The sequence below is a fragment of the Hydrogenophaga luteola genome (assembly GCF_042648585.1).
GTDB lineage: Bacteria > Pseudomonadota > Gammaproteobacteria > Burkholderiales > Burkholderiaceae_C > Hydrogenophaga > Hydrogenophaga luteola.
This window is the reverse complement of record NZ_JBHRXX010000010.1, coordinates 336226-348146: the sequence shown is the minus strand read 5'-3', so window position 1 is coordinate 348146 and position 11921 is coordinate 336226. Positions and strand designations below refer to the sequence as shown.

10 protein-coding genes are annotated in these 11921 nt (G+C 64.2%); all 10 read right to left on the bottom strand.

Features of this window, described 5'->3' with window-relative positions; all coding sequences use genetic code 11:
- Positions 1 to 39: 39 nt before the first annotated feature.
- The 10 genes from ACFOPI_RS23515 to ACFOPI_RS23470 all read right to left on the bottom strand — a co-directional run bounded on the left by ACFOPI_RS23515 (position 40) and on the right by ACFOPI_RS23470 (position 11893).
- Positions 40 to 321 (bottom strand): STAS domain-containing protein, encoded by a 282-nt coding sequence (locus ACFOPI_RS23515; protein ID WP_382179631.1) that lies wholly within the window; start codon positions 319 to 321, stop codon positions 40 to 42.
- 12 nt (positions 322 to 333) lie between these two features.
- The gene (locus tag ACFOPI_RS23510; RefSeq protein WP_382179628.1) at positions 334 to 957 is read right to left on the bottom strand and encodes an MlaC/ttg2D family ABC transporter substrate-binding protein; all 624 of its coding nucleotides are present in this window, start codon (positions 955 to 957) and stop codon (positions 334 to 336) included.
- Between the two features lie 134 nt (positions 958 to 1091).
- Complete coding sequence (locus ACFOPI_RS23505; RefSeq protein WP_382179625.1) at positions 1092 to 1820, bottom strand: MlaA family lipoprotein; 729 nt, start codon at positions 1818 to 1820, stop codon at positions 1092 to 1094.
- A gap of 32 nt (positions 1821 to 1852) precedes the next feature.
- On the bottom strand, positions 1853 to 2332 hold the full coding sequence (gene mlaD, locus ACFOPI_RS23500; protein WP_382179622.1) for an outer membrane lipid asymmetry maintenance protein MlaD: 480 nt from the start codon (positions 2330 to 2332) through the stop codon (positions 1853 to 1855).
- Between the two features lie 13 nt (positions 2333 to 2345).
- Positions 2346 to 3125, bottom strand: a complete 780-nt coding sequence (mlaE, locus tag ACFOPI_RS23495) for a lipid asymmetry maintenance ABC transporter permease subunit MlaE (protein ID WP_382179619.1) — start codon at positions 3123 to 3125, stop codon at positions 2346 to 2348.
- Positions 3122 to 3937, bottom strand: coding sequence for an ABC transporter ATP-binding protein (locus ACFOPI_RS23490; protein WP_382179616.1), 816 nt, complete (start codon positions 3935 to 3937; stop codon positions 3122 to 3124). The genes mlaE and ACFOPI_RS23490 overlap by 4 nt, the downstream gene beginning before the upstream one ends.
- 76 nt (positions 3938 to 4013) lie before the next feature.
- Positions 4014 to 5495: a glutamate synthase subunit beta gene (locus ACFOPI_RS23485; RefSeq protein WP_382179610.1), complete on the bottom strand. Its 1482-nt coding sequence runs from the start codon at positions 5493 to 5495 to the stop codon at positions 4014 to 4016.
- Between the two features lie 30 nt (positions 5496 to 5525).
- Positions 5526 to 10301 (bottom strand): glutamate synthase-related protein, encoded by a 4776-nt coding sequence (locus ACFOPI_RS23480; RefSeq protein ID WP_382179607.1) that lies wholly within the window; start codon positions 10299 to 10301, stop codon positions 5526 to 5528.
- Positions 10302 to 10498: 197 nt separating this feature from the next.
- Positions 10499 to 11191 (bottom strand): transposase, encoded by a 693-nt coding sequence (locus ACFOPI_RS23475; protein WP_382179606.1) that lies wholly within the window; start codon positions 11189 to 11191, stop codon positions 10499 to 10501.
- Positions 11192 to 11245: 54 nt separating this feature from the next.
- Complete coding sequence (locus ACFOPI_RS23470) at positions 11246 to 11893, bottom strand: hypothetical protein (RefSeq protein ID WP_382179603.1); 648 nt, start codon at positions 11891 to 11893, stop codon at positions 11246 to 11248.
- Positions 11894 to 11921 lie beyond the last annotated feature (28 nt).

Sequence of the window (11921 nt, the reverse complement as noted above, 5' to 3'; positions counted from 1 at the left end):
GATTTTATGTCGCGGCGCGCAACACCGCTGGCGGCTGGCTCAGGCAGGCAACAGTTCGGCCACGCCGTACAGCGTGACCAGCGCCTGCAGGCGCTGCGGCATGCGGGAGACCTGCAAGGTCTTGCCCTGGGTCAGCAGCGCGTTGCGCAGCTCCAGCAACACCGCGACCGCCGAGGTGTCAAACACCCGCAGCGGCTCGGCGTTCAGCACCACGGTCGGACCAGCCTGGCGGAGCAGCGCTTCCCGAAGCCTCTCGAGCGTCTGGGCGGCGCCGGAGAGGGTGAGCTGTTCCGGCAAGGGGATGGCGGCGGTATCGGACACGTTCAGCCGGCCTCAGCTGGTCTTGCCGGCAGCGCTCTTGTTGCGCTGGACCAGGTTGGCAATCAGGCCATCGATGCCCTTGGTGTTGATTTCCTGGGCAAACTGGGACTTGTAGGTCTCCACCAGCCACACACCCAGCACGTTCAGGTCGTAGATTTTCCAGCCGCTGTCCGACTTTTCGAGGCGGTAGTCGAGCTGAATGGGCTCGCCCTTGCCACGCACCTCGGAACGCACCACCACTTCGGTGTCTTCCGGCTTGGAGCGCATCGGCTTGAAGCTCAGGGTCTGGTCTCGCACCTCACCCAGGGCTCCGGCATAGGTCCGGACCAGCAGCGTCTTGAATTCGTCCTGCAGTTGCTTCTGCTGCTCGGGCGTCGCCTGGCGCCAAGCACGACCAACGGCCATGGACGTCATGCGGGAGAAGTTGACGCTGGGCATGATCTTGGCGTCCACCAAGGCCACGATGCGACTGATGTCACCCTTCTGGATCGCCGGATCGGCCTTCACGGAAGCGAGCACATCGCTGGAAATGCGCTTGACCAGTGCATCCGGCGCCTCCTCCTGGGCCATGGCCAGCGGGCTTGCGAAAACAGCGGCGGCGGTGATGAGGCTGACTATCCAGTGGCGGCGTTGCATGTGCGATGTCCTTTCAGAAGCGGTGCATGACCCGGCTCAGTGCCGGCTCTTCTGTCCGCATGGGACCGGGACTGTACGGCACCGGTTCCCGGTGAATGTGTCGGAACTGTAATTCAGAGGTATCGGTTTGTGGGTCAGTCGGCCCCGTCCTTGAGCCCGATGCCTTTGTCTTTCAGGTCCTCGATCTGGCTTTCCCGGCGCTGCAGATACAGGTCGCGGGTGAAGCTGTATTTGTCCAGCGCAGCGCCCTCCAACAGGGACGTGGCACGCAGCAGGTTGGCCCTGGTCTCCACCGCTCGCAACACATACAGGGAGTTGCGGGTCGGAATGTCGGAAATGCCCTGCACCAGGTCGCCACTGGACTCGATGCTGAAACCCGCCGCATCGCGCACGGTCGAGGGGCCGAAGATCGGCAGCACGAGGTATGGCCCAGAGGGGACACCCCATCGGCCCAGCGTCTGGCCGAAATCCAGGCGGGTGCGCTCAATCCCCATTTCCGAAGCCACATCGAAAAGGCCGCCCACACCAAAGAAGGTGTTGACGTTGAAGCGGAGGAAGTTCTCGGCGGCTTCACGGGGCCTCAACTGCAACGATGCGTTGATGAACGACCAGACGTCGCGCAGGTTCTCGAAGAAGTTGTTGACCCCGGTACGGACCGGGTCGGGCGTGACGTCGCGGTACACGGTGGCGACCGGCTTGAGAACCGCACCGTCCACCGCATCGTTGAACGCTGTCACCTGGCGGTTCAAGGGTTCCAGCGGATCGCGCGGGCTTGCGTTGGGACCACTGGCACAACCCGCCAGCACGCCGACGAGCAGCAGTGATGCCAGCCAACGCAAAACACGAGGGCCATCGAACTTCATGTCCATCTCCAGGGCATGCATTTCCCGCTCACTCACTGCGGCTTCTGTTCACCGCCGTCGGCGGCCTTGTTGAACAGGAACTGGCCAATCAGGTTTTCCAGCACCACCGCAGACTGGGTCTGTGTGATCACGTCACCGGCTGCCAGGTTCTTTTCGTCACCCCCGGGCTCAATGCCGATGTACTGGTCACCCAGCAGGCCCGAGGTCAGGATCTTGGCCGACGAGTCTTTGGGAAAGGTCACCCCTTTGTTGACTTCCATGGTCACCACCCCGAGGTAGGTCTGGGGATCGAGGGTCACGCTGGTCACCCGCCCGACATGGACGCCCGCCGAGCGCACGGGCGCACGGGCCTTCAGACCACCGATGTTGTCGAAGCGCGCCTGCAGCGTGTAGGTATCGCCACCGTTGGTGAAGCTGGCCAGGTTGGCCGCCTTTAGTGCGAGGAACAGCAGCGACAGAGCGCCAAGAACGACAAACAGGCCAACGAAGATTTCAATGCTTTTCTTGTTCATGGGTTCTCCCGAATCAGGGGGTCGAGAACATCAGGGCGGTCAGGATGAAGTCCATCGCCAGCACACCCAGCGAGGCGGTGACCACCGTTCTTGTGGTTGCATAGGCCACACCTTCTGGTGTGGCTTCGGTTTCATAGCCCTGGTAAAGCGCCACGGCGGTGCAGATGACACCGAACACCGCACTCTTGACGACGCCGTTGCCAACGTCACGCCAGACATCGACGCCGTTTTGCTGGATCGACCAGAAGTTGCCAGAGTCAATGCCGATCAGGAGCACAGCGACCACGTAGGCGCCCAGAATACCGACGGTGGAAAACAGGGCCGCGAGCAAGGGCATCGACAGAATGCCGCCCAGAAAGCGCGGTGCCAGCACCCGGGCCTTCGGATCAATGGCCATCAGCTCCATCGCCGCGATCTGTTCGCCAGCCTTCATCAGTCCAATCTCAGCCGTCAGCGAGGTGCCGGCGCGACCGGCGAACAGCAGCGCCGTGACCACTGGCCCCAGTTCGCGCACCAGCGCGAGGTTGACGATCAGGCCCAGCGACTCGGCCGCGCCGTAGGTGGTCAGCGCGTAGTACATCTGCAGGGCCAGCACAAAGCCAACGGACAGGCCTGAGGCGACGATGATCACCAGAGAGCGGTTGCCGATCGCGTGAATCTGTCCAACAACCAGGCCGAAGCGGCGCAGCGCCGACGGCATCGCACGCAGCAAGTCCAGAAAGAACAGCGCGCCGTGGCCCCAGCGCGCCAACTGGGCCAGGACCGCCTGGCCAATCGTCTGCAATAGGTTCATGCCGAGGCCCTCGGACCAAAGTCTTCGGCCACCGAGCGGGCCGGGTAATGGAACTTGACCGGTCCGTCCGGTTCGCCACGCACGAACTGGCGCACCTCCGGATCGGTACTGGCCATGAGTTCGGCGGGTGTTCCTTGCGCCACCACACGACCGCCGGGTGCGAGCAGTACCACATGGTCGCTGATCGCCATGCACTGCGGGATGTCGTGTGAGATCAGCAGCGAGGTGGCACCGGTGACGTCGGTCAGGGTCCGAATGAGCTTGGCGGCCACACCCATGGACACCAGATCGAGGCCCGCGAAGGGCTCGTCGTACATGATCAGTTCCGGGTCGAGTGCGATGGCCCGGGCGAGCGCCACGCGGCGTGCCATGCCACCGGAGACTTCGCTGATCTTGAGATGGGCCGCGCCCCGCAAGCCAACCGCATCGAGCTTCATCAGCACGATGTGACGGATCAGCGGCTCGGGCAGGTCGCTCATCTCACGCAGAGGAAAGGCGACGTTGTCGAACACGTTCAGGTCGGTGAACAGGGCACCGAACTGGAACAGCATGCCCAGGCGGCGGCGCAGCCGGAACAGCTGCGCCTTGTCGGCGGTTTTCACCACCTCGCCGTCGAACACCACGCGGCCGCTGCTGGGTGCATGCACGCCACCGATCAGGCGCAGCAGCGTGGTTTTTCCGCAGCCGGAACCGCCCAGAACGGCCGTGATCTTGCCGCGGGCGAACTGGAGGGAGATGTCGTTGAGAATGGTCCTTCGGCTGTCATAGCCGAAGGTGACATGGTCGATGTCGATAAAGGGGGTATCGCTCATGAGGCCAGATGTGTGACCGGGCATTGTCGCATGCGCGTCGAAAACACCCGGCCCGCTACCGGCAATCCCCCAGGGCTCATCGCGGCAGGTCGGACTGCCCCATCAGGAACTCGTCCACCGCCCGCGCCGCCTGGCGTCCCTCTCTGATGGCCCACACCACCAGGGACTGACCGCGGCGCATGTCACCCGCCGCAAACACCTTGGGCACGTTGGTGATGTAACCACCTGTAAAGTCCGTCGAGGCCTTGGCGTTGCCGCGCGCATCTTTCTCGACGCCGAAGGCATCGAGCACAGTGGCGACCGGGTTCACGAAACCCATGGCCAACAGCACCAGATCAGCCTTGTATTCCTTCTCGGTGCCGGCGACCTCGACCATCTTGCCGTCCTTGAACTCGACGTTCACGGTCTTCAGGCCAGTGAGCTTGCCGTTCTTGCCGATGAACTCCTTGGTGGAGATGGCGAACTCGCGCGCCAGGATGCCCTTCTCTGCGCTCTCGTCGTGGCTGGAACTGGTGCGCAGTTTCAGCGGCCAGTAGGGCCACACCAGCGGCTTGTTCTCCTGTTCGGGCGGCTGGGGCATGACCTCGAACTGGGTCACGCTGACGGCGCCATGGCGGGTGCTGGTGCCCACGCAGTCGGAACCGGTGTCACCGCCACCAATCACGATGACGTGCTTGCCGTCGGCGCGCAGCTGGCCCTTGAGCTTGTCGCCCGCGTTGACCTTGTTCTGCTGCGGCAGGAACTCCATCGCGAAGTGCACACCGTCCAGGTCACGCCCCGGTACCGGCAGATCGCGGCTCTGCTCGGAACCACCGGTCAGCAACACGGCGTCGAACTGGGCCTTGAGGTCCTCTGCGCTGATCACGGTCTTGGCATCGTTGGTGACCTTGCTGCCTTCGGGCAGGGTGCCGATCAGCGTGCTGGTCTTGAACACCACGCCCTCGGCTTCCATCTGAGCGACGCGGCGATCGATGTGCGACTTCTCCATCTTGAAGTCGGGAATGCCGTAACGCAGCAGGCCGCCGATGCGGCTGTTCTTCTCGAACACCGTCACGTCGTGGCCGGCGCGCGCCAGCTGCTGGGCCGCGGCCAGACCGGCTGGGCCGGAGCCGACCACCGCCACGGTCTTGCCGGTCTTGTGCTTGGCCGGTTGCGGCTGGACCCAGCCGTTTTCCCAGGCCTTGTCGATGATGGCGTGCTCGATGGACTTGATGCCCACCGCGTCGCCGTTCACGTTGATGGTGCAGGCCGCCTCGCAGGGCGCGGGACAGATGCGGCCGGTGAACTCCGGGAAGTTGTTGGTGCTGTGCAGCACGGTGATGGCGTTCTGCCAGTCGCCCTGGTACACGAGGTCGTTGAAGTCCGGAATGATGTTGTTGACCGGGCAGCCGTTGTTGCAGAACGGCGTGCCGCAGTCCATGCAGCGCGCGCCCTGGATCTTGGCCTGGCTGTCGTCCAGCGCGAGCACGAATTCCTTGTAGTGCTTCAGGCGTTCGGCAACAGGCTTGTAGCCCTCTTCCAGACGCTCATATTCCATGAAGCCGGTGACTTTTCCCATGATGTTGATCCTGCGTGGGGTGATTGCTTCTTACTTGGCGGGAGCTGCTTGCTTCTTGGCACTGCCCTGGGCCTTGCCGGTGGCGGCCACGGCCGCCTTCTTGGCATTGATCTCGGCCAGGGCGCGCTTGTATTCGGTCGGGAACACCTTCACGAACTTGGCGCGGGCCTCGGCCCAGTTGTCCAGCAGTTCGCGCGCGCGCTTGCTGCCGGTCCAGCGGTTGTGCTCCTGCAGCAGCTTCTTGAGCTGTGCTTCATCGGTCTGGTCACGGTGCCAGATCGCCTTGTCGGTGGTGGCTTCCTGCTCGGTGGCGGGCAGCACCTTCTCCAGCGCGACCTGCGCGGTGTTGCAGCGCTGGGCGAACAGGCCATCCTCGTCGTAGACGTAGGCGATGCCGCCGCTCATGCCGGCCGCGAAGTTGCGGCCGGTCTTGCCCAGCACCACCACCGTGCCGCCAGTCATGTACTCGCAACCGTGGTCGCCCGTGCCTTCGACGACCGCCGTGGCGCCCGAGAGGCGCACGGCGAAGCGTTCGCCGGCCACGCCGCTGAAGAAAGCTTCACCGGAGGTGGCACCGTACATCACGGTGTTGCCCACGATGATGTTGCGGGTCGATTCACCGCGGAAGTCGATGCTCGGGCGCACCACCACGCGGCCACCCGACAGCCCCTTGCCGGTGTAGTCGTTGGCGTCGCCGATCAGGTACAGCGTGATGCCGTTGGTCAGGAAGGCGCCGAAGGACTGGCCGCCCGTGCCTTCGAGCTGGATGCGGATGGTGTCGTCCGGCAGCCCCTCGGGGTGCACCTTGGTGACCGCGCCCGAGAGCATGGCACCCACGGAACGGTTCACGTTGCGGGCCACTTCGATGAACTGGACCTTCTCGCCTTTTTCGATGGCGGCCTTGCTCTTGGCGATCAGCACGTTGTCGAGCGACTTCTCGAGCCCGTGGTCCTGCTTCTCGACGTGCAATCGCGGCACGTCGGCCGGCACCGCCGGCGTGGCCAGCAGGCGACTGAAGTCCAGACCGCGGGCCTTCCAGTGCTCGATGCCCTTCTTCATGTCCAGCAGGTCGGCACGACCAATGAGGTCGTCGAACTTGCGGATGCCCAGCTGCGCCATGATCTGGCGCGCTTCCTCGGCGATGAAGAAGAAGTAGTTGACCACGTGCTCGGGCTTGCCCGAGAACTTCTTGCGCAGCTCCGGGTCCTGCGTGGCCACGCCCACCGGGCAGGTGTTGAGGTGGCACTTGCGCATCATGATGCAGCCCTCGACCACCAGCGGTGCGGTGGCGAAGCCGAACTCGTCGGCACCCAGCAGCGCGCCGATGACGACGTCGCGGCCGGTCTTCATCTGGCCGTCGGCCTGCACACGGATGCGGCTGCGCAGGCGGTTGAGCACCAGGGTCTGCTGGGTTTCGGCCAGACCGATTTCCCAGGGCGATCCGGCGTGCTTGATCGACGACCAGGGCGAGGCGCCCGTGCCGCCGTCGTGGCCGGCGATCACCACGTGGTCGGCCTTGCACTTGGCCACGCCCGCGGCGATGGTGCCCACGCCCACTTCGGACACCAGCTTGACGCTGATGTCGCTGTGAGGCGCCACGTTCTTGAGGTCGTGGATCAGCTGGGCCAGGTCTTCGATCGAATAGATGTCGTGGTGCGGCGGCGGGCTGATCAGGCCCACACCCGGCACGCTGTGGCGCAGCTTGCCGATGTATTCCGACACCTTGCCGCCGGGCAGCTGGCCGCCCTCGCCGGGCTTGGCGCCCTGGGCCATCTTGATCTGGATCTGGTCAGCGCTGGCCAGGTATTCGGCGGTCACACCGAAACGGCCCGAGGCCACCTGCTTGATCTTGGAGCGCAGCGAGTCGCCGGCTTCGAGCGGGTAGTCCACCTCGAAGATGTTGCCCAGCAGGTCGGACATGGTCTGGCCCTGCTTGATCGGGATGCCCTTGAGCTCGTTGCGGTAGCGCAGCGCGTCCTCGCCGCCTTCGCCGGTGTTGCTCTTGCCGCCGATGCGGTTCATGGCCACGGCCAGGGTGGCGTGCGCTTCGGTGGAGATCGAACCCAGCGACATGGCGCCGGTCGCGAAGCGCTTGACGATCTCCTTGGCCGGCTCCACCTCGTCGATGGAGATCGCCTTGGACGGGTCGATCTTGAACTCGAACAGGCCGCGCAGCGTCATGTGGCGCCGGCTCTGGTCGTTGATGATCTGGGCGTACTCCTTGTACGTGTTCCAGTTGTTGGCGCGCGTGCTGTGCTGCAGCTTGGCGATGGCATCGGGCGTCCACATGTGCTCTTCGCCGCGGGCGCGCCAGGCGTATTCGCCGCCGGTCTCCAGCATGTTGGCCAGCACCGGGTCGTCGCCGTAAGCAGCCTTGTGCATGCGGATGGCTTCTTCGGCGATCTCGAACACGCCGATGCCTTCCACGCGGCTGGCGGTGCCGGTGAAGTACTTGGACACGGTCTCGCTGTTCAGGCCGATGGCCTCGAACAGCTGGGCGCCGCAGTAGGACATGTAGGTGCTCACGCCCATCTTGGACATGATCTTGGACAGGCCCTTGCCGATCGCCTTGATGTAGTTGTAGATCGCCTTGTCGGCGCTCAGCTCGCCCGGCAGGTCCGCGGCGATGGCCTGCAGGGTTTCCATGGCCAGGTAGGGGTGCACGGCTTCGGCGCCGTAGCCGGCCAGCACGGCGAAGTGGTGCACTTCGCGCGCCGTGCCGGTCTCGACCACCAGACCGGCGGTCGTGCGCAGGCCCTCGCGCACCAGGTGCTGGTGCACGGCCGACAGCGCCAGCAGCGCGGGCACGGCCACCTGGGTGCGGCTGACGCCACGGTCGCTGATGATCAGGATGTTCTTGCCACCCTTGATCGCGTCCACGGCCTCGGCACACAGCGAGGCCAGCTTGGCCTCCACACCTTCCTTGCCCCAGCTGACCGGGTAGGTGATGTCCAGCGTGGCGCTCTTGAACTTGCCCTGCGTCACCGACTCGATGTTGCGCAGCTTGGCCATGTCGGCCGCGTCCAGCACCGGCTGGCTCACTTCCAGCCGCATCGGCGGGTTGACCTGGTTGATGTCCAGCAGGTTGGGCTTGGGACCGACGAAGGACACCAGCGACATCACGATCGCTTCGCGGATCGGGTCGATCGGAGGGTTCGTCACCTGGGCGAACAGCTGTTTGAAGTAGTTGTACAGCGGCTTGTTCTTGCCCGAGAGCACGGCCAGCGGGCTGTCGTTGCCCATGGAGCCGATGCCTTCTTCGCCGTTGGCGGCCATGGGGCTGAGTAGGAACTTGATGTCTTCCTGCGTGAAGCCGAAAGCCTGCTGCTGGTCCAGCAGCTCGGGCGACACGCGCTCGGTGCCGGTGGATTGCGGCTCGGTCTTGGCGATGGGCAGCTCGACCGCGTCTTCACCGGCGACGGGGTGCTCCACGTCGTCCAGGCGGATGCGCAGGTTCTCGATCCACTGTTTGTAGGGCTTGCTGTTGGCGAGGTTGGCCTTGAGCTCCTCGTCGTCGATCATGCGGCCCTGCTCCAGGTCGATCAGGAACATCTTGCCGGGCTGCAGGCGCCACTTGCGCACGATCTTGTTTTCCGGGATCGGCAGCACGCCCGACTCCGAGCCCATGATCACCAGGTCGTCGTCGGTGATGCAGTAGCGCGAAGGGCGCAAACCGTTGCGGTCCAGCGTCGCGCCGATCTGGCGGCCGTCGGTGAACACGATGGAGGCCGGGCCGTCCCAGGGCTCCAGCATAGCGGCGTGGTATTCGTAGAACGCGCGGCGGCGCGGGTCCATCATGGTGTGTTGTTCCCAAGGCTCGGGAATCATCATCATCACAGCCTGGCTGATCGGGTAACCGGCCATGGTCAACAGTTCGAGGCAGTTGTCGAACGTGGCGGTATCGGACTGGCTGGCGAAGCTGATCGGGTAGAGCTTCTGCAGGTCGGCGCCGAGCACCGGCGAAGACATCACGCCCTCGCGCGCCTTCATCCAGTTGTAGTTGCCCTTGACGGTGTTGATTTCACCGTTGTGCGCCACGTAGCGGTACGGGTGGGCCAGCGGCCACTCGGGGAAGGTGTTAGTCGAGAAGCGCTGGTGCACCAGGCCCAGGGCAGAGACGCAGCGCGGGTCCTGCAGGTCCAGGAAATAGGTGCCCACCTGGTCGGCCAGCAGCAGGCCCTTGTAGACCACGGTTCGGCTGCTCATGCTGGGCACGTAATACTCTTTGCTGTGCTTGAGCTTGAGCGCCTGGATGTGGGCGCTGGCGGTCTTGCGGATCACGTACAGCTTGCGCTCCAGCGCATCTTGCACGATCACGTCGTTGCCACGGCCGATGAAGACCTGGCGCATGATCGGCTCTTTCTCGCGCACCGTCGGGGACATCGGCATGTCCTTGTTGACCGGTACGTCGCGCCAGCCCAGCAGCACCTGGCCCTCGGCCTTGATGGCGCGTTCCATCTCCTGCTCGCAGGCCAGGCGGCTGGCGTGCTCCTTGGGCAGGAAGATCATGCCCACGCCGTATTCGCCGGCGGGCGGCAGGGCCACGCCCTGCTTGGCCATTTCCTCGCGGTACAGCGCGTCCGGCAGCTGGATCAGGATGCCGGCGCCGTCGCCCATCAGCTTGTCGGCACCGACGGCGCCGCGGTGATCGATGTTCTCTAGGATCTTGAGCGCCTGGGTCACGATGTCGTGGCGCTTTTCGCCCTTGATGTGGGCCACGAAACCGACGCCGCAGGCATCGTGCTCGTTGGCCGGGTCGTACAGACCCTGTTGCTGGAACTGCTGTTGTTCGGCTGCCGTGGTCATGGCGCTTCCTTTTCTGGACAAGGGCTTGCAAAAAATGCGCGGGACGCGAAGCTTAATGCACTGCAACATCGGTGCCAAGAAAAATAATTAGGGTCAGATTCCCATAAATCTTAACAAGGCTCCCGAAAGAAAAAATAAGGGTCAAATTAAAATATGAAGGAAAGCTTTGATTTGATTGGGTTTTTTTCCAATCTCTGTTAGGACGGCTTTTTTGGGGGTCGTCCAGCACGCGCAGGAGTCAGCCGACGTTCGGTGTCTTTGCTGAGGGAGGCGAGGTAGTCCGGGTCACCCAGTGCCCAGCCATGCCACAGCGCATCGGCGATGGCACCCATCTGTTGCGCATTCAGCCCGGCACGCACCAAATCGGCGTATGCGGCCTCGCGCGCAAACGGTGTATTGCCCAGCGTCCAGTACATCGCATGGGGCGTGATGTGCCGGTCCTGCAGCTGCCCCGCGTGGTGGCGGTGGCTGGACCAGGGATAGGACTGCGCTTCGGCACACAGCCCCTCCCGCACCGGATCCAGATCAATGAAGACCATGCAGGACAGCAGGTGGCGCTCAGCCTGGATCAGCGTGGAGCGATAGCGGCCCTCCCAGAGGGTGCCACTGCGACCGTGGCGCCGGTTGAAGCAGCGCACATAGTCCCTGCCCACACCCTGCATCAGGCGGGGCACGCCGTCGGTGGTCGAGGGTGTGCACAGCAACTGGAAGTGGTCCGGCATCAGCACATAGGCGTGCACCGCCACCTTCAGCTGTTGGGCCCGAGCCCAGAGCAAGTCCAGCAGGGTCTCGCGATCGGTGTCGTCCAGCACGATGGCCTGCCGGTTGTTGCCACGGTGCAATACATGATGAACCTGCCCGGACAGGGTCAGGCGGGCCAGTCGAGCCACAACAGTCTCCGTTGGAATCCGACCCCGATTATGTCCCTGAGGTCGTCAATCGCCTTACAGAAACTGGCTGGGCTCTCCCACGATCAGACGCGCCAATTCGTCCAGCCGCGCCGGGTTCACCTGACCCACCGGCAGTTCGGTCGTCACAACCTCCATACCGCCGACGCAAGCCAGCCGGAACCGCAGCAGCGCAGCGTCGTGGTCGGCTGTCACCATCACGCTTGCCCGTGCTGCCATCTCAAAGTCAAAGACCAGCGCCAGCAGGGCATTGGACTCGGGGTGCCGTTGCTCGATGCGCTCATGCACCACATGGCCCGCGGCCAGGCGCTTCTGGACCCGCTCCAGGTCTGGCGGGAAGTTGACGCTCACCCGGCCGCGACGCACTTCGCCCTCGCGGGGCCCCAGCTTCCAGCCCAGCGCCAAATAGTCGAACACTTCGCGGTCGCGCAGGCGCTTCTTCCGGGCATCGAACCGGAAGTCGTGTTGCCGCATGCCGGGCCAGAGGTGCTTGTGATCGAGCCCCAACCGCTGCGCCGGCGGCTGGATCACGCTCAACTGGCGAGCCAGCTCAGATAGGTAATTCCAGACCACCTGGCAGGCCGCTTCGGTGGCCGCAGTGCGGGCTTCCAGCCCGTGCTGCTGTTCGCCCTGCTCGGCCTGGCGGGCCTGCGCCTGTCGTTTGAGCTGCTGGAGATAGCTCATGGGTTTCGTCCTCTTGGTCCTGCCCTGG